Origin of the sequence: Frankia sp. CcI156, from assembly GCF_001983015.1 — a bacterium.
Classification (GTDB): Bacteria; Actinomycetota; Actinomycetes; order Frankiales; family Frankiaceae; genus Frankia; species Frankia casuarinae.
In genome coordinates this window covers 14,412-33,991 of the sequence record NZ_MOMD01000046.1, presented here as the reverse complement: position 1 = coordinate 33,991, position 19,580 = coordinate 14,412, and the positions used below count along the sequence as shown (strand labels likewise).

The window sequence follows — 19,580 nt, the reverse complement described above, 5'->3', positions numbered from 1 at the left end:
CTCACCCGAGATCAGCCCGATCCGCCGATGACCCAGATTGATCAGGTGCTGCACCGCCGTACGGGCACCGCCGACGTCATCGACCCGCACGCTGGGGAAACCGGGCACGCTCGCGCCGACCAGAACACCTGGTATGTTAAGCGCTTGTAGGGAGCGCATCTCCATCAGCGTGAGAGGTGGACACGGGACGAGTACCGCATCGACCCGCTTACGCAGCGGCAGCGCATCGAAGGGGCCCGAGTCGTCCCCGGGGTTGTACAGCAACAGATCCAGCCCGGCCTCCCGCAGCACCGCCTCGGCCCCCCTGAGGACCTGGAGGAAAACCCAGCCGGTCAGATCCGCGATCACCCCGATCGTGCGCGTGTGCCCGCTGGCCAGCCGGGACGCCTGCGGCGACGCCACGTACTCCAGCTGCGCGGCAGCCTCCCGCACCCGTCGTCGGGTGCTTTCGGCGACGTAGGGTAGTCCACGCAACGCCCGCGACACCGTCGCCGTGGAGACGCCCGCCAACGCKGCCACCTCCTCGATGCTGCCGCCCATCCCGGATTCCTCCTCAGCGCCCGACCTCCCGCCGGAACCCATCAGGCGGCCAATCCACCAGGCGGCCAATCCGTCAGGCGCCCGGCCCTACAGCGTTTGCAAGCGAGCCTACCTCAACGTGCGCAAGCGTTCACGAAACCGTTGATCTTCGGGGACTTCTTCCGGGTCCGTACATGGGGGGTCAGCTCGCCATGCCTGCCAAGGTTCGGGTGAGACACTCACACGGGTGCGGTTGGCTACCGGTCGGGGACAGCTCTCGGCCGTAGCAGGTTGTCGATGTAGTACTCGCGGACGACCCGGTGCGCGGGCGCACCGGGCCTGTCCAGCACAATGCTCGCGCGGCTTGTCCGGACAACTGCGCCGCCTGAAACACGCAAGGCTGCCTAGGCGAACATGGCAAACAGTTGTTCCCAACGAACCTGTTTCTCACGAACCACCCGGCGTAGCCACACCGCGAGCGGTTCGACGGCAACGGCGGCGGCCTGACCAGGCCCGCGTCGACGTCGTGTGGCGTGCGGGTGCAAGCGCCTGTCACCGGCGTACAAGCCCTCGCCGTTTACCGTGCCTACACTTTGGATCACACTCGATTCGACAGGTGAGGTTCGACAGCACCCCCCACAGACCCCTGGAGGCCAGCGATGTTGGTGCCTTTCGGCRCACGTGATTTCCTTGATCGAGCGGTCACGGTGTATGGCAGACGTGTCGGTGTCGTGGACGAACCGGACCAGCCCGCCCAGCCGTGGCCGGACCTGACCTACGCCCGCCTGGGTGAGACCGCCCGTGCGCAGGCGGCGGGCCTGGACGCCTTAGGCGTGGGCCACGGTGAGCGCGTCGCGATCGTGTCGCATAACAGTGCCCGCCTGCTCGCGTCGTTCTTCGGTGTCAGCGGGTACGGCCGGGTGCTCGTCCCGGTGAACTTCCGTCTCTCGCCGGAGGAGGTCAGCTACATCGTCGAGCACTCCGGCTMCGAGGTGCTGCTCATCGACCCCGAGCTGGAGGAGAAGCTCTCCGGCGTGACCGCGAAGCAGAAGTTCGTGCTGGGCGCCGAGAGTGACGCCGAGCTCTACCGCTTCGACGCCGAGCCCACGCCGTGGGAGCCGGATGAGAACGCCACCGCCACGGTCAACTACACCAGCGGTACGACCGCGCGCCCCAAGGGCGTGCAGATCAMCCACCGCAACATCTGGGTCAACGCGGTCACCTTCGCGCTGCACGCCGGTGTCACCGATCGCGACGTCTACCTGCACACGCTGCCGATGTTCCACGCCAATGGCTGGGGCATGCCGTTCGGCATGACCGGTCTCGGCGTCCAGCAGGTGGTGCTGCGCAAGATCGACGGCCCGGAGATCCTGCGCCGCGTGGAGCAGCACGGCGTCACCGTGATGTGCGCCGCGCCGGCTGTGGTCAACGCCGTGCTCGACGCCGTCCGGGACTGGGACGGCGAGGTCCCCGGCCGCGACCGCGTGCGGGTCATCTGCGCGGGTGCTCCGCCGCCCACCAAGACGATCCAACGGGTCGAGGAGGAGCTCGGCTGGGAGTTCATCCAGATTTACGGCCTCACCGAGACCTCGCCGCTGCTCACGATCAACCGTTCCCGCGTGGAGTGGGACGACCTGCCGCCCGAGGATCGCGCGGGCAAGCTCGTCCGTGCGGGTGCGCCCGCTCTGGGTGTCACGCTCAAGCTCTCAGACTCCGGTGAGGTGCTGGCTCGCTCCAACGTGATCTTGGCGGGCTACTGGGAGCGGCCGCAGGAGTCGGCCGGGGCCCTGGCGGGCGGCTGGTTCCACACCGGTGACGGCGGCGTGATCGACGACGAGGGCTACCTGACGATCAGTGACCGCAAGAAGGATGTGATCATTACCGGCGGTGAGAACGTCTCGTCGATCCAGGTCGAGGACTGCCTGTTCGGCCACCCGGCAGTGGCCGAGGTCGCGGTGATCGGCGTGCCCGACGAGAAGTGGGGTGAGGCGATCAAAGCGCTGGTCGTGCTCGCCGAGGGCCGGACGGCGACCGAGGCGGAGCTGATCAAGCACTGCAAGGAGCGGCTCGCCTCCTACAAGGCGCCCACCTCGGTGGAGTTCCGCGACCAGCTTGCCCGCACCGCCACCGGCAAGCTGCAGAAGTTCAAGCTGCGCGCCCCGTACTGGGAGGGCCACGAGCGCCAGGTCGACTGATCCGACCGGAGCGGATCCGTCCCGTGGACGGCACCCGAGGCACCGCGCCGACCGATCCGGCACCTTACCGGTACTCTACATAGAGTGACGAATGTGGTGCGTATGGTGAGTGTGAATCGGATGCCCGGTGCGGGGGACTGTGATAAAACCTAGATGCACAATTCAAGATTATCGGATGGGCTAATATCGGGCTACCGGGCGATTCCTGTGATCGGGCGGTTGCGACAGGTGGAGACCCTTGGTATGGGGGTGCGGGGGTCGCGCGGACGGAGGACGAAGCCTCGGTTCCGCGTCGATGTCCCTGTCCGCCGGGTGTTCGTCCGTTCATCGAAATCCGGCCTGTGAGAGATGTGGGGTAGTGGTGTCGCTGCGTTCGCGCCGGTCGTGTCTGGCCGTTCCCGGCTCGTCGCCGAAGATGCTGGGCAAGGCCCAGGGGTTGCCGRCCGATCAGGTGTTCTGTGACCTGGAGGACTCGGTCGCTCCTGGCGCGAAGGAGTCGGCGCGGGCGAACGTGGTCGCGGCGCTGAACGAGGGCGCCTGGGCGGGGAAGACCCGGGTGGTGCGGGTCAACGACCTGACCACGCGCTGGACCTACCGCGACGTGATCGAGGTAGTGGAGGGCGCGGGGGCGAACCTGGACTGCGTGATGCTGCCGAAGGTGCAGTCKGCGGAGCAGGTGGCGTGGCTGGACCTGCTGCTCACCCAGATCGAGAAGGTCATGGGGTTCGAGGTGGGCCGGATCGGGATCGAGGCGCAGATCGAGAATGCGCTGGGGCTGTCGAACGTCAAGGAGATCGCGTTCGCGAGCCCGCGGATCGAGACGATCATCTTCGGCCCGGCGGATTTCATGGCGTCGGTGAACATGCCGTCGCTGGTGGTGGGAGCACTCAGTCCGGACTATCCGGGTGACCCATTTCACTACGTGCTGTTCAAGATTCTCGAGGCCGCGCGCGCCCGCGGGGTGCAGGYGATCGACGGGCCGTTTCTGCAGATCCGTGATGTGGACGGATTCCGGGCGGTGGYGGGCAGGTCCGCGGCGCTCGGGTTCGACGGCAAGTGGGTGCTGCACCCGGGCCAGATCGAGGCGGCCAACGAGATCTACGCGCCCCGGCAGGCCGACTATGACCATGCCGAGCTGATCCTGGAGGCCTATGCCTGGCACACCTCGGCCGCGGGCGGTCTGACCGGTGCGGTGATGCTCGGCGACGAGATGATCGACGAGGCGAGCCGGAAGATGGCCGAGGTCGTCGCGGGCAAGGGCCGCGCCGCGGGGATGCAGCGTACGGTGAAGTTCGAACCACCGGTCGGCTGAATCCGTCCGAGTCGGGGCGGATCGGCGCGCCGGCACCCGGCGCGTGGCCATGATGAAACCATCCCGCTGCCTGAGTGCGTTTCTGCTCTCCCCTCAGGCATCGGGGGCAGCGACAGGAGCGGAACATGGGCAGGATCGCGCAGACCGACGGTCTGACCGAAGTGCAGCGGGACATCCTTGCRGCGGTACGGACCTTCGTCGACAAGGAGATTCTTCCCCATGCGAACGACCTCGAGCATCGGGATGAGTATCCCGAGGACATCATCGAGGCGATGAAGGAGATGGGCCTGTTCGGCATCACCATCCCGGAGGAGTACGGCGGGCTCGGCGAGTCCCTGCTGACCTACGCGCTCGTCGTGGAGGAGATCGCCCGCGGCTGGATGAGTGTCTCCGGGGTCATCAACACCCACTTCATCGTCGCCTACCTGATCCTCCAGCACGGCTCGGAGGAGCAGAAACGGCGGCTGCTCCCGGTCATGGCCACCGGCGAGCTCCGCGGGGCGTTCTCGATGAGCGAACCGGGCTGTGGCTCCGACGTTTCCGCGATCACCACCCGGGCCGACCGGGACGGCGATGAATACGTGCTCAACGGCCAGAAGATGTGGCTGACGAACGGCGCCCGCGCCGGCGTCGTCGCCACCCTGGTCAAGACCGACGAGGGTGCCCAGTCGGTCTACCGGAACATGACGACGTTTCTCCTGGAGAAGGAACCTGGGTTCCGGACACACGGCGGGATCACCATCCCGGGAAAGCTGGAGAAACTCGGGTACAAGGGGGTCGAGACCACCGAGATGGTGCTGGCCGACCATCGGGTGCCCGCGTCGGCGATCCTCGGCGGCGAGGCCGGCCGGGGCCAGGGCTTCTACCAGATGATGGACGGCGTGGAGGTCGGCCGGGTCAACGTCGCCGCGCGGGCCTGCGGGATCATGATCCGGGCGTTTGAGYTGGGTATCGCCTACGCTCAGCAGCGGCGGACGTTCGGCCGGCCCATCGCGGAGCATCAGGCCATCGCGTTCAAGCTCGCCGAGATGGCGACCAAGGTGGAGGCCGGGCATCTGATGATGGTCAGCGCCGCCCGCAGGAAGGACGACGGGCAGCGCAACGACGTCGAGGCCGGGATGGCCAAGTACCTTGCCAGCGAGTACTGCCACGAGGTGACGACCGAGGCTTTCCGGATCCACGGCGGCTACGGCTACTCCAAGGAGTACGAGATCGAGCGCCTGTACCGGGAGGCCCCCTTCATGCTCATCGGAGAGGGGACCTCCGAGGTACAGAAGCGCATCATCAGCCGGGCATTGCTGAAGGAGTACCAGCTTCCGGGCTGAGGGGCCGGTGCGTCTCTGACGAGTTGAGTATGCTGTGATCAGGTGAGGGAGTTCCAAATGYAGTTCGGGCGTTACTTCGAGGAGTTCGAGGTAGGTGCGGTTTACAAGCACTGGCCGGGCAAGACGGTCACCGAGTACGACGACCATCTCTTCTGCCTGCTCACGATGAACCATCAYCCGTTGCACCTGGACTCTCATTTCGCCGAGGAGACCACTCAGTTCAAACGGAACGTCGTCGTCGGGAACTACGTTTACTCCCTGCTGCTGGGAATGTCGGTGGCCGACGTATCCGGGAAGGCGATCGCCAACCTGGAAGTCGAGTCGCTACGGCACGTGAAGCCGGTGTTCCACGGTGACACGATCTACGGCGAGTCCACCGTCCTGGACAAGGTCGAGTCGAAGAGCAAGGACGACCGCGGGATCGTCACCGTCGAAACCCGCGGTTACAACCAGGACGGCGTCCTTGTCTGCATCTACCGCCGCAAGGTCATGGTGCCCAAGCGGGCCTACGGCGAGGCACGCGGCGGCGAGCAGCCTGGCCGGCCGGAACCCCGGACGGAAGGCTGAGATGGCGGGCGCGGGCCGGGCGGAGCCGAAGCGGGACCGTCCGTGGATCATCCGCACCTATGCCGGGCATTCGAGCCCGGCCGAGAGTAACGCGCTGTATCGGCGCAATCTGGCCAAGGGGCAGACCGGGTTGTCGGTGGCGTTCGATCTGCCCACGCAGACGGGCTATGACCCCGATCACGCCCTTGCCCGTGGCGAGGTGGGCAGGGTAGGGGTGCCGATCGCGCATCTCGGTGACATGCGGCGGTTGTTCGACGGGATTCCGCTGGCGCGGATGAACACGTCGATGACGATCAACGCCACCGCGATGTGGCTGCTGGCGTTGTACCAGGTGGTCGCGGAGGAGCAGGGGGCCGATCCGGCGGAGCTGGCCGGGACGACCCAGAACGACATCATCAAGGAGTATCTGTCGCGGGGGACCTATGTCTTCCCGCCGGGTCCGTCGCTGCGCCTGATCACCGACCTGATCGCCTACACGGTGGCCGAGTTGCCCCGCTGGAACCCGATCAACATCTGCAGTTATCACCTGCAGGAGGCCGGGGCCACGCCGGTTCAGGAACTGGCCTATTCCATGTGCACGGCGATCGCGGTGCTCGATGCCGTGGCCGCCGCGCGGGGGATCCCGGTGGGCCGGGCTGACGCGGTCCGGGCTGGCGCGGTCCGGGCTGGCGCGGACCGCGGGGAGCTGGAGCGGGCGGATTCGGAGTGGATGGGTGAGGTGTGTGGTCGKATCTCCTTCTTCGTCAACGCCGGAGAGCGTTTCGTGGAGGAGATGTGCAAGATGCGGGCGTTCACGGCGTTGTGGGATGAGCTGCTGACCTCCCGGTACGGGGTTCGGGAGCCRGCGCAGCGCCGGTTCCGGTACKGGGTGCAGGTCAACTCGCTGGGGCTGACCGAGGCCCAGCCGGAGAACAACATCATCCGAATTGTGCTGGAGGCGCTGGGGGTAACCCTGTCGAAGGACGCGCGGTGTCGGGCGTTGCAGCTGCCGGCCTGGAACGAGGCGCTGGGCCTGCCCCGGCCGTGGGACCAGCAGTGGTCGCTGCGCATTCAGCAGATCCTCGCTCATGAGACCGATCTGCTGGAGTATGACGATCTGTTCGCCGGTTCGGTCGTGGTGGAGAAGCGGGTCGATCAGCTCGTGGCCGCGGCCAGGGCGGAGATCGACCGGGTTCAGGAGATGKGGGGCGCCGTCGCCGCGGTCGAGAGCGGCTATATGAAGTCGCAGCTGGTGACGTCCCAGGCGGCGCGGCGGGCTCGCATCGAGAGCGGTGAGGATGTTGTCGTCGGGGTGAACCGGTTCACCGAGACCGAGCCGAATCCGCTGCTCGCCGATCTTTCCGCCGCGATCCAGACGGTCGATCCGGCGCTGGAGGAGGCGACCCGCGCGGAGCTGGCGGCCTGGCGGGCCGCCCGCGACGACCGGGCGGTGACGGAGGCGCTGCTCGGCCTGCGGACGGCGGCCGGGACGGACGCGAACCTGGTTCCCGCCACGCTGGCCTGCGCCCGGGCCGGGGTCACGACGGGGGAGTGGGGGGACACGCTGCGGGAGGTGTTCGGGGAGTACCGGGCACCGACGGGGGTCGGCGAGGCCACCGTCGCCGGTGGTGGCGGGGCCGCCCTCGACGAGCTGCGGGCCCGGGTGGCGCGCACGGGGTCCGAGCTGGGCCGTCCGGTGAAGATGCTGGTCGGTAAGCCCGGTCTCGACGGGCATTCCAACGGCGCCGAGCAGATCGCGCTGCGGGCCCGTGACGCCGGTTTCGAGGTCGTCTACCAGGGGATCCGGCTGACGCCGGCGCAGATCGTGGCCGGGGCCGTCGAGGAGGACGTRCACGTCGTCGGGCTGTCGGTGCTCTCCGGTTCCCATCTCGACCTGGTGCCCCAGGTGCTGACGGGGCTGGGGGCGGCCGGGGCGGGTGAGATCCCCGTCATCGTGGGCGGCATCATCCCCGCGGCGGACGCGGACGAGCTCGCCCGACTCGGGGTGGCCGCGGTGTTCACRCCCAAGGACTACGAGCTCACCGCCATCATCCGGGGCATCCTCGACGTCGTACGGGCCGCCAACAAGCTCGATCAGTGAGCTCGATCAGTGAGCTCGATCACCGAGCTCGATTGGTGAGCTCGATCACCGAGCTCGATTGGTGAGCTCGATCACCGAGCTCGATTGGTGAGCTCGATTAGTGAGGTGGCCGTGACGGTTGGGGATGGTACCCGGGTGGGCTCGTCGATCGAGTCGGTGACCGAACTCGTCACCGCCGCCGTCGCGGGCAACCGCCGCGCGGTGGCGAGGCTCATCTCCATGGTCGAGGACGGTTCGCCGTACCTGCAGCGAACCGAGCAGCTGCTGATGCCTCGCACCGGGGGCGCGCAGGTGATCGGCCTCACCGGGGCGCCGGGGGTCGGCAAGTCCACCTCCACCTCCGCGCTGGTGGGCGCCTATCGGGCTGCGGGCCGGCGGGTCGGCGTGCTGGCCGTCGACCCCTCGTCCCCGTTCACCGGCGGCGCGCTGCTCGGCGACCGGATCCGGATGGTCGAGCACGCCACCGATCCGGGCGTCTTCATCCGCTCGCTGGCGACGCGCGGAAGTCTCGGCGGCCTGTCGACCGCCACGCCCCAGGCCCTGCGGGTTCTCGACGCCGTCGGGTTCGACGTCGTCCTGATCGAGACCGTCGGGGTGGGACAGGCCGAGGTGGACATCGCCGCCCTGGCGGACACCACGCTCGTCCTGGTCGCCCCAGGGATGGGGGACGGCGTCCAGGCCGCCAAGGCGGGCGTTCTGGAGATCGCCGACGTGCTGGTGGTCAACAAGGCCGACCGGCCGGGTGCGGACCGGACGGTCAACGAGCTCACCGCCATGCTCCGGATGGGCGGTGCCGGCCGCGGGGAGGACGACCGGCGTCCGCAGGTCGTGCGGACGGTCGCCGCCACCGGGCAGGGGGTGGCCGAGCTCGTCGAATCGATCGAGGCCCATCGGGACTGGCTGCTGCGCACGGGGCAGCTGCAGCGCCGACGGCGTCGGCGCGCGGTCGACGAGATCTCGCGGATCGCCTTCGCCCGGCTGCGGGAGCGGATCGGGGACCTGCGGCCCGGAGCCGCGATCGACCAGCTCGCCGACGAGGTCGTCGCCGGCGGACTCGACCCCCACACCGCGGCCGATCGTCTCCTCGACGAGGCACTCGCCGCTCAGGCCGCCGTTGGCCTGGCCGCCGGTCACACCGGTGCGGTGAAACCGACCAGGTAACCGCGGTCGTGGCAGCAGCGGCAGGGGTCGATCACCAGCACGGTCCGGACCTGACCGGCCCGGAAGCCCGCCACATGAGACACCGTGCGGCATCGACCATGGCAGGTCGGGCAAATGGTGTTCGGCTTGGCGTCCACGTGACGGTACCTTCCCGGGATGACGGGACATAACCTCGGGGCGGCCTCCGTACCTCGGGGCACCCCCGTACCTCGGGGCACGCGGTGTCGGGCGAGTTCACGTTCTCGGGTCGAAGGCCGAGACGGCGGCCAGCTGCTCGAACAGCGCGCGTTCCCGGGCGGTCAGGGCCGGCGGCACCGCCACGCGCACCTCGGCGTGCAGGTCGCCGGGCGGGCCGGTGGGGTTGGGTAGGCCGGCGCCGCGTAGGCGCAGCCGCCGGCCGCTGGACGATCCTGCCGGGACGCGCACCTTGATCTCGCCGCCGGGGGTGGTGACCGGGACCCGGGCGCCCAGGGCGGCCTCCCAGGGGGTGACCGGCAGCGGGACGTTGATGTCTCGTCCGGACAGCCGGTAATACGGATGCGGCGCGATCTTCACGTGTAGGTAGAGGTCGCCGGGCTGGCCGTGCCTGCTGCCGCGGCCGCCTTGGCCGGCCAGCCGGACGCGCTGGCCTTCGACCACCCCCCGCGGGATGGTGACCTGGTAGCTGCGTGGGCTCCCGCCGGGGCCGGCGAGGGTGATCTGACGCCGCCCGCCCCGGTAGGCCTCCTCGACGGTCAGCTCGAGCTCGGCTTCCTGGTCGGCGCCGGGGATCGGCCCGGTCGCGCCGTGGGCCCCGAACAGATCACCGAACAGGTCACCGAAGATGCTCCCGCCGAGGCCCGCGCCACCGGGGCCGGCGCGTCCGAAACCCCTGTCGGCGAAGTCTGCGAAGTCGGTGCCATCGGCGAAGTCGGCGCCGCCGAAGCTCGGTTCGGCCCGGACCCGGCCGGTGCGGCTCCAGCCCCGGCCGGCCTGGCCGAAGTCCGGCCCGGCGGTCACCCGTCCGTCGTAGTCCTCGGGGATGCGCCGGAAGTCCGCGCCGAACCGGTCGTAGCGCGCCCGCGTCTTCGGGTCGGACAGCACGCGGTACGCCTCACCGATCTCCTTGAACCGCTCCTCCGCCTCCGGGCCGCGGTTGACGTCGGGGTGGTAACGGCGGGCGAGGCGGCGGTAGGCCTGCTGGATCTCCTCGGCGCTCGCGCCCCGGCCGACACCGAGAAGCTGGTAGTAGTCCTGGGCCACGGCCGGTCACTCCGCGGGCCCGCCGGTGCCGCCCGGGTCCGGGCCGATCTCGCCTGGTTGCCGGGCGCCGCCGGGCGGTTCGCCCGGAGGGCGGCTGACGGCGACTCCGGCGGGGCGTAGCTGCCGTCCGGTGTCGCCGTAGCCGGGGCGGATCACGGCCACCACCGTGCCGGCTGGGACGTTCGGTTCCTCGACGGCGGCCAGCGCCTCGTGCCGGGTCGGATCGAACGGCACCCCGACCTCGTCGTGGCGCGGGTAGCCGAGCCGGGCCAGCACGTCCACGGCCTGGTCCCGGACCGTCCGGACACCCGCCACGAGCGAGGTGGGGTCGGCGTCGGCGTGGGTGAGCGCGAGGTCGAGATGGTCGAGGACCGGCAGCCAGGCGGCCGCCGCGTGGGCCCGTTCGGCCGCCCGATCCCGCTCCAGCTCCCGGACGGTCCGTTTACGCAGGTTGTCCAGGTCGGCGGCGGCCCGCCGCCACCGGTCGGTCAGCTTGTCCACCTGCATGGCGAGCGCCACACTGTCCAGGACCGTCTCGGTCGGGAGATCGTCCGCGCCGACGGGGCCGGCGTGGGCGGTGGCCTCTCCGCTACTCCGGTCCACGGTCTGGTCGGTGGTCTGGTCGGCGCCGTGGCCGGTCCGGTCTGGGCGCTGTTCGCGCGGCATGTCGTTCGCCATCATGGGTCGGTCTCGGTTGGCATGGGTCAGCCCCGGTCGAACTCGGCGTCTACCACGTCGTCGCCGTCAGGGCTGCCGCCGCCAGGGGTGCCGCCGCCAGGTGGTGGCTGTRGGCCGCCCGGGGCGGTGTCGGTCGGGCTGCCRCCGGTTCCCTCGGTGGGGGCGGCCTGGCCGGTTCGGGCGGCGGCCAGGCCGTGGTAGATCTGTTGGAGATCCGAGGTCAGGGCGCGGACCCGGTCCACCGGAGCCTCCTCTTTGATGGCCTGGCGGGCGTCGGCGACCAGCAGGTCGGCGCGGGCCTTCTCGTGGGGCGGGGCGGCGTCACCGAGTTCGGCCAGCAGCCGTTCGACGCGGTAGGCGACCGAGTCCAGCTCGTTGCGGGCGTCGATTGCGGCGCGTAGCGCCTGGTCGGTGGTGCGGTTACGCTCCGCCTCGGTGATCATCCGTTCGACCTCCTCCTTGGGGAGGTTGGAGGTCTCACTGATCGTGATCGACTGCTGGGCTCCGGTGTCCTTGTCGCGGGCGGTGACGTTGAGGATGCCGTTGGCGTCGATGTCGAAGGTGACCTCGACCTGCGGTTCGCCGCGGGGCGCCGGGCGGATGTTTTCCAGGCGGAAGCGGCCGAGTACCCGGTTGTCGGCGGCGCGTTCGCGTTCGCCCTGCAGTACCACGATGTCCACGGCCGGCTGGTTGTCCTCCGCGGTGGAGAACACCTCGGAGCGTCGCACCGGGATCGTGGTGTTGCGTTCGACGATTTTCGTCATCAGGCCGCCGCGGGTCTCCACCCCGAGGGAGAGCGGGGTGACGTCGAGCAGGAGCACGTCGGAGACTTCGCCCTTGAGCACCCCGGCCTGGATCGCCGCGCCCAGGGCGACGACCTCGTCGGGGTTGACGCTCATGTTCGGTTCCTTGCCGCCGGTCAGCCGCCGGACCAGTGCCTGCACCGCGGGCATCCGGGTGGCGCCGCCGACGAGGATCACCTCGTCGAGGTCGTCGGCACTGATCTTGGAGTCCTCCATCGCCTGGCGGACCGGTCCCATGGTCCGTTCGACCAGGTCGGCGGTGATCTGTTCGAAGGTGGAGCGCATGACCGTGGCGGTCAGGTGCCGCGGCCCGGTGGCGTCGGCGGTGATGAACGGCAGGTTCACCTGGGTCTGGGTGACCGCGCTCAGTTCGACCTTGGCCTTCTCCGCGGCCTCGAACAGCCGTTGCAGTGCCTGGGGGTCCCGGCGCAGGTCGATGCCCTGTTCCCGGTGGAACCCGTCGGCGAGGTAGTCGACCAGCCGGCGGTCGAAGTCGTCCCCGCCCAGGTGGCTGTCCCCGGCCGTGGCCCGGACCTCGACCACCCCGTCGCCGACGTCGAGGATGCTCACGTCGAACGTGCCGCCGCCGAGATCGAAGACCAGGACGGTCTCGTGGCCCTTCTTGTCCAGCCCGTACGCCAATGCGGCGGCGGTCGGCTCGTTGATGATCCGCAGCACGTTCAGGCCGGCGATCCGGCCGGCGTCCTTCGTCGCGGTGCGCTGCGCGTCGTTGAAGTAGGCCGGCACCGTGATGACCGCTTCGGTGACCTTCTCGCCCAGGTTCCGCCMAGCGTCGTCGGCCAGCTTGCGCAGCACCAGCGCGCTGATCTCCTCCGGCGCGTAGAGCTTGTCCCGGATTCTGAACCGGGCGGCGCCCTCCGGGCCCGGGACGACGTCGAAGGCGACCGCTTTGGCCTCCTCGGTCACCTCGTCATAGCGGCGGCCGATGAACCGCTTGGCCGAGTAGATCGTGCCCTTCGGGTTCAGGATCGCCTGCCGTCGCGCCAGCTGCCCGACCAGGCGTTCACCGCTCTCGGTGAACGCCACCACCGACGGTGTCGTCCGCGCACCCTCCGCGTTCGGGATGACCCTCGGCTCGCCACCCTCCCAGGCGGCGATCACCGAATTGGTCGTCCCCAGATCAATGCCGACTGCCTTCGCCATCGAATGCTCCTCCAGAAGCGAACCTCACACATATGACGAATCGGGCGTTCCCACGCCGTGAGCAGGCTTCACGCGGATAAACCGGCCCCACAGCAGGGAACCTGTCCAGGATTTGCCCAGCAAAACGCATTGCCTACGGAGTATCGCTTGTCGGCAGGCGAAGGAAGAGATCACGAAAAGGCCTTGATCGCCAGTAGGTCCTGATTGCCAGGGGAGCTGGAGCACCGGGAGAGCTGGAGCACCGGGAGAGCTGGAGCACCGGGAGAGCTGGCAGAGCCACACCGGTCGGGGCCGGGCCGGGGCAGGATCGGGCCGGGTCAGGACAGGGACCGGGGGCCTGAGCCCGGCAGGACGGGCAGCACCGGGCAGCGCCGCTTTCTGGCCCTACAGCCGATTTCTGGCCTAMAGCCGGCTGCAGCCGGGTGTCTCTCGGCCGCGGCCCGCAGTTTTCGGGCCGGCGAGGCAGGGGTAGAGGCAAGGCATAGTCAATTGGACGCAAAGGTGATAGCCGGCCGGCCTGGCCGGAAGGAGTGAGGATCATGACACTACCCGTACGACGCGGAGAAGGCCTGGGAACGCTGGCACGGTGGGATCCGTTCCGGGAGATCGAGGACGCCTGGACCCGCATGGGCAATCTGCTCGGCGACGTCATAGGCGGCGTCGAGGGCCGTCCGGCGCGGTTGCTGGGCGGCATGGTGCAGCCGGTCGACATTGAGGAGACCGAGGACGCGTTCGTGATCGATCTCGATCTTCCCGGGGTGCGCCGGGAGGACATCTCCGTGGACCTGCGTGACAACGAGCTGTTCGTCACCGGTGAAATCAAGGAGCGGGAACGCACGGGAGTACTGCGCCGCCGTAGCCRCCCGGTGGGCCGGTTCGAGCACCGCATCGCCGTGCCGGGTGACATTGATCCGGAATCGGTGCACGCCACCCTGGCCGACGGAGTACTCACCATCCGGCTGGCGAAGGCCAAGCGGAGCCAGCCCAAGCACATCGAGATCAGCACCGGCCCCGAGGGCCAAGGCACCGGCCCCGAGGGCCAAAGCTGACTGAGCGCCTGGTATACAACTGAGCGCGCCTGGTACCCGGACCCGCCAGCGCGCCCTCCACCGGGACCCCGGCAGACCCGGCCTGTCCAGCCGGTCGGCTTGCCCCGCCAGCAGGCGATACCGACGATTTGTAATTAAGGTTTTGCATGTCGCGAGGATGGGCCTGCGATGTTTGCGGAGTCCGGTCGCGTTCTGCTTCAGGGGAACTATCATGCCAAAGATCATCGCTTACGAGGAGGAAGCACGGCGCGGGCTGGAACGTGGCATGAACCAGCTGGCCGGCGCCGTGAAGGTGACGCTCGGTCCGAAGGGGCGCAACGTCGTCCTGGAGAAGAAGTGGGGCGTTCCCGCCATCACCAATGACGGCGTCTCCATAGCCAGGGAGATCGAGCTCGAAGATCCGTATGAGAAGATCGGTGCCGAGATGGTCAAGGAGGTCRCCAAGAAGACCGACGAGGTGGCCGGCGACGGCACCACGACGGCGACCGTTCTGGCGGAGGCACTGGTCCATGAGGGCCTGCGGAACGTGGCCGCGGGCGCGAACCCGATCGCCCTCAAACGTGGCATCGAGCTGGCTGTCGAGCGGGTCTGTGGGGAACTGGCCAATCTGTCCAGGGAGCTGGAAACCAAGGATCAGATCGCCTCAACGGCCTCGATCTCGGCCGGCGGGGACACCGCGATCGGCCAGATCATCGCCGAGGCGATGGACAAGGTCGGCCGGGACGGCGTCATCACCGTCGAGGAGAGCAACACCTTCGGCCTCGAGCTGGAGCTCACCGAAGGTATGCGTTTCGACAAGGGCTACATCTCGCCGTACTTCATCACTGATCAGGAGCGGATGGAGTGCGTCCTGGAGGACCCCTACATCCTGGTCGCCAACATCAAGATTTCGCTGGTCAAGGACCTGCTCCCGCTGTTGGAGAAGGTCATGCAGGCCGGCAGGCCGCTGCTGGTCATCGCCGAGAACGTTGAGGGGGAGGCCCTGGCGACCCTGGTCGTCAACAAGATCCGCGGTACGTTCCGGTCCGTGGCCGTGAAGGCGCCGGGTTTCGGCGAGCGGCGCAAGGCCATGCTCGGCGATATCGCCGTTCTGACGGGCAGTCAGGTGATCAGTGAGGAGGTTGGTCTCAGGCTGGAGAACGCCGACCTCGACCTGCTTGGCCGGGCCCGCAAGGTTGTCGTTACCAAGGATGACACGACCATTATCGAGGGCGCCGGCGACCCGGGCCGGATCGCCGGTCGGGTCAGCCAGATCCGTAGCGAGATCGAGAAGTCGGACTCCGACTACGATCGCGAGAAGCTGCAGGAGCGGYTGGCCAGGCTCGCCGGTGGCGTGGCCGTCATCAAAGCCGGCGCGGCCACCGAGGTCGAGCTCAAGGAGCGTAAGCACCGCATCGAGGACGCGGTCCGCAACGCGAAGGCCGCCGTTGAGGAGGGCATCGTCCCCGGCGGTGGGGTGGCTCTGCTGCTGGCCTCGGGGGCTGTCTTCGACGGGCTGGAGGTGGCTGAGGACGAGCGGACCGGGGCCGAGATGGTGCGCCGCGCGTTGACCGAGCCGCTCCRGCAGATCGCGGTCAATGCCGGCCTGGAAGGCGGCGTCGTGGTCGAGAAGGTCCGCAACCTGCAACCGGGGTGGGGGCTGGACGCCGCCACCGGCGAGCACGTCAACATGCTCGAGGCCGGGATCATCGACCCGACCAAGGTCACCCGCTCCGCCCTGCAGAATGCCGCATCCATCGCCGGGCTGTTCCTCACCACCGAGGCCGTCGTTGCCGAAAAGCCAGAGGAAAAGGAAACCGCGGCAGCGCCAGCTGGTGGGGGTGGCCTGGAGTACTGAAAAAATCGGAATGCGAGCTGATCGGAGCCGACCGACGGTGACTGGTACAGCCGGATCGGGTTGTCCGGAGGGCATCGGTGAGAGGACGCGGGCTGAAACGCCTCCGCTCCGTCCAACCGTCGGAGCCGGGCACGCCCCCGTCCAGAGCATCTGCCGTGGCCACCACGAACTMGGGACCGATGCCGACCCGTTGCCGCAGTTATCAACTGCCTTCACCGAGTTCRCCCACGCCGTCTGATCATCGTGTTCCACCTGGGTGTCAGCATGYGGTGGCCCTCTGTGACGGGAYGTTGACGATCAGATCTTCCTCGTCCCGTACAGAAGGCCACCTTTATGGGGCGACACGTCGGCTATCTCGAAGGTTGACATCGGAAACATGCGGAAGCCCACCGGTGCTCGACGCGCGGCGGCGGTCATCACGAATCCCGCGAATACCCAGAAAGCCAGGTGACCACGGCGGTCTCGTGCCCAGGTCACGCATCATTCAGAGCGAGGCAGCCCCGCTGCAACTACCAAGTTCGAGGGTTTGGACCGCTACTTGTCGGAACTCGACGCGTACCGATCGTGAACATGGTGATGGCCTGGCCGGACGGTGAGATGGTAGGTGATATCTGCGGAGAAGGGGCCGGTGATGTCGGATCGTCCGGTTCCACCGAAGGTGATCGTGTGGCGGCCCGGCGCAAGTGGCTTGAGGAGTAGGTAGATGCCGTCAGCCACGGCAGGCGTGTAGATGCCCGCCGGGGCATTGAAGATGTTGTCATCGGGGAGYGTGATGCTGAACGGATGCGCGCACCGGTGGACGGGTCCGGCGCAAGCCCGGTACCTTCGCAGCTTTCCTACTGGTATGCCATCGACGCTGGCGTGGAGGTTGGCGAACGACAAGCCTGCCTCCATCTCGCGCCACAGCTCCCGGGCCGTGCGATTTTCCCCGGGGTTGTTGGCGTCGAAGACGTTGACGAGCGGAAAGAAGAGTGCCTTGCCCGCGGGTACCGTGCAATCGTTTCGAACGACTTTTTCGCCACCGAAGGCGCCGACCAGGAAGAATACCGAGCCAGATTGGCCCACGTTACACAACGCGCCAGTTGGGTCAATCAGCGGGTTCGTGGTGGTTGGCTGCGCCAGTGCRTACTGCCACCATGCCGCCGACCAGGCACCATAGCTCTTCCCAAATACGCGTGCCCCCGGGGGCACGACACCCGGGTTGCCCGACGCCGCGTTAGCGGCCGGAGCCGAGACTATCGTCAGCGCCAGGGCCGCGACGAGCGCTGGCAGCAGGCGCCGAATTCTGGTAATATCGACCATGATTCACCTCTACCGAGAGTCTTATGGATCATGATTGCGGTCTTGCCGTAAGGTGCGATGATCGTCGTTCCCCACGGCAGTCAGCCTGGAGCCTCCGGTAGCCGATACAGAATGTCAATCACCGATCCATCATGGTTTCTCGACGGTGGATGAGGGACGCCAGATAGAGGCGGACGAATGACGCTGGGCGGGGTCAAATGGCAACTCCACGCTGTTCGTGAGCTGATCGAAGAAACGAAAGAGTGGCGGTCTCGGTAGAATATTTCGGTCTAATTCATGTGTAAATTTGATACCACGTAATGGCATTTCGACCCGGTTTTCCTCCGGGGATTCCGGACTGCTTGCTGTGTGCTTGCAAGATGTTTGCGCTTGCTATTGTGATCTTGCCGTGCGCCCGGACCATGATCGGCAACATCCCGTGGTAGGCCCCCATCGACGGCTCGACGGGCGGTGTGGGCGAGAAAAGAGGCTCGCTGACCGGTCCAACTCGGTCGACCGCGGCGGTCAGCCTTCCGGGGTGTTCCCGGTGCCGGGCACGGGTCCGCCGAACTGCCGACGGAAGGAACCGAGCAGGTGGTCGAGGCCCCAGAGGAACTGGTCCCGGGTGCCGGTCGAGCCGAGCAGATCGGCCACGGCCTCGGCTGCCAGCAGGTGTCCCCAGAGGTAGACGAACATCGTGCAGATGATCCTGTTCGCGTCCTCCGGTCCGATACCGGCGTCGATGAGCAGATCGTGCAGGAAGCTCGCGTTGCGTACCGCGGAGGGGCTGCCGGCCATCTGCCGACCCATGTGTGCCGCGAGCCCCGGGTAGGCGGCGGCAACGTCATGCGCGCTGGTGAAGCAGCGCCCTAGGCGGTCGGCCCAGTCGCCGGTCTCGGGGCCTGGAAGGTCGATGCGGCCGAGCGCGTCGTCAACGACGCGCTCGACGATGAGATTCTTGGTGGGGAAGCGTCGGTAGATCGCGGGGGCCGTAACGCCGAGCTCCGCGCACAGGGGTCGGACCGTGAGATGGTCGAGCCCGTCGCGCCGAGCGATCGTGTCGGCCGCCGCGATGATCTGCTCGCGGGTGACCGCCCGGGGACGCATAGCGTCCTTTCTACCCGCCGCGAGACGGTGGTTCTACCTGGCGCGAGGTCCTGACAGTGGCCCGCCGCCGCGGACCCCTGGATCGGGTGGAGGCGGTTCCGAGGGCATGTCCGGCACGGGCCTGGCGTCGTACCGGTCCGGGACGAACAGCCCTCGTCCCGTCGGCCGCGCCGGCCGAAGGTAGAGGTACGGCCCGCCGTAGGAGGCCGGGACGAGAGAGGAGGAGATCATGATGATGGTCTGGGGTGGGTACAACTGGGGTTGGGGTAGTTGGCTGCTGATGACGTTCAGCATGGTCGTGGTCTGGGGGCTGCTCATCGGGGCGCTGATCGCCCTGCTGCGCGCCGGTCTCGACCGGCGATCGGGGACGTTGGCCGGACGGCCTGTCAACGGGTCGGCCCAGCGGATCCTGGCTGAGGGCTACGCCCACAGTGACCTCGACAAGGGCCGCGGTGACCTCGGCGAGGAGGGGTACCCTCACCCGGGCGCGCCGYGGGACCGGCGCAACCCGACCGGTCTCGCCAAGGTCGGTTGAGCACATTCTGGAGGTCAGAGTCACCGCAGGTTCTGGTGCCCCGCCCGGCCGCCCGCGACATCTCGGGAACCATTCTGGGAAGGGAACGCGGACCTACTGGGCACCGGCGAGTCTGGGTGCGCCGGCCCGGGGCAGGCACCGCGCTCCACCATCACTATCAGACTGGCATGTCCGCCGCCGCTCGGCGAATTCCGGCACTGCGCGTCCGGGGCTCAGGAAGGCCCAAAGCGAAGAATGAACCAGTCGGCGGCCTCGCAGGCCACTCTKTGGAGCTCTAATGCTTTCCTGACTCCGACGCTTTCGTTGAGGCCGTGGGCGATCCTGTTCCGCCGATCGACTAACGTGGCCAGCTCGYGGCGCAGCCGACCGTCGTCCGCGTCGAGCAGTGCGCTCAGCTCCTGGCGCAGGCCTTGGTCGAAGCGCCCGGCCAGGGTCTCGAGCGCCGCAGGCGTCGGGTTCTGCGTCCGCTCCAACCAGCCAAGCGAGAAGTTCCTGACGTGGCCGTAGGACAGCCTGCTGGTGTAGGCGCGGAATGTCCCCGCCACGGTCTGCTCCAGATATCCGCAGCTTCGGATCACCAGTAGTCGCGCAAGCCAGGAAACGACCTCCTGATTATCCGCAACTCTTGCCTGATCTTGTACCAGTGCAGCTAGCTCGGACAGGCGGTCTAAAATAATTCTGGTCTCAGTCGGCGGCCAGGTCTCGGCGCGTTCTCGCCTGCTCAT

Annotated in this window: 16 protein-coding genes and 1 pseudogene; 10 read left to right on the top strand and 7 right to left on the bottom strand. The window is 68.0% G+C overall.

What is annotated here, in order from left to right; genetic code table 11:
• The coding region (locus CcI156_RS16770) for a LacI family DNA-binding transcriptional regulator (protein ID WP_139341530.1) at positions 1 to 540 on the bottom strand (540 nt) is incomplete at its 3' end.
• Positions 541 to 1,178: 638 nt separating this feature from the next.
• On the opposite strand from CcI156_RS16770, the gene CcI156_RS16765 reads away from it, so the two are divergent.
• The 6 genes from CcI156_RS16765 to meaB all read left to right on the top strand — a co-directional run bounded on the left by CcI156_RS16765 (position 1,179) and on the right by meaB (position 9,159).
• Positions 1,179 to 2,714 (top strand): AMP-binding protein, encoded by a 1,536-nt coding sequence (locus CcI156_RS16765; protein ID WP_076806741.1) that lies wholly within the window; start codon positions 1,179 to 1,181, stop codon positions 2,712 to 2,714.
• Positions 2,715 to 3,075: 361 nt separating this feature from the next.
• The gene (locus CcI156_RS16760) at positions 3,076 to 4,026 is read left to right on the top strand and encodes a CoA ester lyase (RefSeq protein ID WP_076806750.1); all 951 of its coding nucleotides are present in this window, start codon (positions 3,076 to 3,078) and stop codon (positions 4,024 to 4,026) included.
• Positions 4,027 to 4,151: 125 nt separating this feature from the next.
• Positions 4,152 to 5,351, top strand: coding sequence for an acyl-CoA dehydrogenase family protein (locus tag CcI156_RS16755; RefSeq protein ID WP_011436584.1), 1,200 nt, complete (start codon positions 4,152 to 4,154; stop codon positions 5,349 to 5,351).
• 57 nt (positions 5,352 to 5,408) lie between these two features.
• Complete coding sequence (locus tag CcI156_RS16750; protein ID WP_076806739.1) at positions 5,409 to 5,918, top strand: MaoC family dehydratase; 510 nt, start codon at positions 5,409 to 5,411, stop codon at positions 5,916 to 5,918.
• A 1-nt stretch (position 5,919) separates the two neighbouring features.
• The gene (locus CcI156_RS16745) at positions 5,920 to 7,998 is read left to right on the top strand and encodes a protein meaA (RefSeq protein WP_076806736.1); all 2,079 of its coding nucleotides are present in this window, start codon (positions 5,920 to 5,922) and stop codon (positions 7,996 to 7,998) included.
• 135 nt (positions 7,999 to 8,133) lie between these two features.
• Positions 8,134 to 9,159 carry a methylmalonyl Co-A mutase-associated GTPase MeaB gene (gene meaB, locus CcI156_RS16740; protein WP_011436587.1) on the top strand — a complete coding sequence of 342 codons (1,026 nt, stop codon included), beginning with the start codon at positions 8,134 to 8,136 and terminating at the stop codon, positions 9,157 to 9,159.
• 234 nt (positions 9,160 to 9,393) lie between these two features.
• Here the strand turns inward: meaB and CcI156_RS16735 are convergent, their stop codons facing one another.
• The 3 genes from CcI156_RS16735 to dnaK form a co-directional block, all read right to left on the bottom strand.
• Positions 9,394 to 10,401: a DnaJ C-terminal domain-containing protein gene (locus CcI156_RS16735; RefSeq protein ID WP_011436588.1), complete on the bottom strand. Its 1,008-nt coding sequence runs from the start codon at positions 10,399 to 10,401 to the stop codon at positions 9,394 to 9,396.
• A 6-nt stretch (positions 10,402 to 10,407) separates the two neighbouring features.
• Positions 10,408 to 11,004, bottom strand: coding sequence for a nucleotide exchange factor GrpE (grpE, locus tag CcI156_RS16730; protein WP_369808174.1), 597 nt, complete (start codon positions 11,002 to 11,004; stop codon positions 10,408 to 10,410).
• Positions 11,005 to 11,105: 101 nt separating this feature from the next.
• Positions 11,106 to 13,046, bottom strand: a complete 1,941-nt coding sequence (gene dnaK / locus CcI156_RS16725; protein WP_076806734.1) for a molecular chaperone DnaK — start codon at positions 13,044 to 13,046, stop codon at positions 11,106 to 11,108.
• A 539-nt stretch (positions 13,047 to 13,585) separates the two neighbouring features.
• Between dnaK and CcI156_RS16720 the strand changes: the two genes are divergently transcribed.
• The 3 genes and pseudogenes from CcI156_RS16720 to CcI156_RS27840 form a co-directional block, all read left to right on the top strand.
• Positions 13,586 to 14,095, top strand: coding sequence for an Hsp20/alpha crystallin family protein (locus CcI156_RS16720; RefSeq protein ID WP_076806732.1), 510 nt, complete (start codon positions 13,586 to 13,588; stop codon positions 14,093 to 14,095).
• A 211-nt stretch (positions 14,096 to 14,306) separates the two neighbouring features.
• Positions 14,307 to 15,932: a chaperonin GroEL gene (gene groL / locus CcI156_RS16715; protein WP_076806729.1), complete on the top strand. Its 1,626-nt coding sequence runs from the start codon at positions 14,307 to 14,309 to the stop codon at positions 15,930 to 15,932.
• 86 nt (positions 15,933 to 16,018) lie between these two features.
• A pseudogene (locus tag CcI156_RS27840) lies at positions 16,019 to 16,170 on the top strand (IS6 family transposase); the annotation flags it as partial.
• Between the two features lie 296 nt (positions 16,171 to 16,466).
• Here the strand turns inward: CcI156_RS27840 and CcI156_RS16710 are convergent.
• Positions 16,467 to 17,234, bottom strand: a complete 768-nt coding sequence (locus CcI156_RS16710; RefSeq protein WP_011436593.1) for a hypothetical protein — start codon at positions 17,232 to 17,234, stop codon at positions 16,467 to 16,469.
• Positions 17,235 to 17,738: 504 nt separating this feature from the next.
• Positions 17,739 to 18,320, bottom strand: coding sequence for a TetR/AcrR family transcriptional regulator (locus CcI156_RS16705; protein WP_011436594.1), 582 nt, complete (start codon positions 18,318 to 18,320; stop codon positions 17,739 to 17,741).
• A 229-nt stretch (positions 18,321 to 18,549) separates the two neighbouring features.
• On the opposite strand from CcI156_RS16705, the gene CcI156_RS16700 reads away from it, so the two are divergent.
• Positions 18,550 to 18,855, top strand: coding sequence for a hypothetical protein (locus CcI156_RS16700; RefSeq protein WP_076806726.1), 306 nt, complete (start codon positions 18,550 to 18,552; stop codon positions 18,853 to 18,855).
• Between the two features lie 212 nt (positions 18,856 to 19,067).
• Here CcI156_RS16700 and CcI156_RS16695 read toward each other — a convergent pair whose 3' ends face one another.
• Positions 19,068 to 19,580 carry a HEPN domain-containing protein gene (locus tag CcI156_RS16695; protein ID WP_076806724.1) on the bottom strand — a complete coding sequence of 171 codons (513 nt, stop codon included), beginning with the start codon at positions 19,578 to 19,580 and terminating at the stop codon, positions 19,068 to 19,070.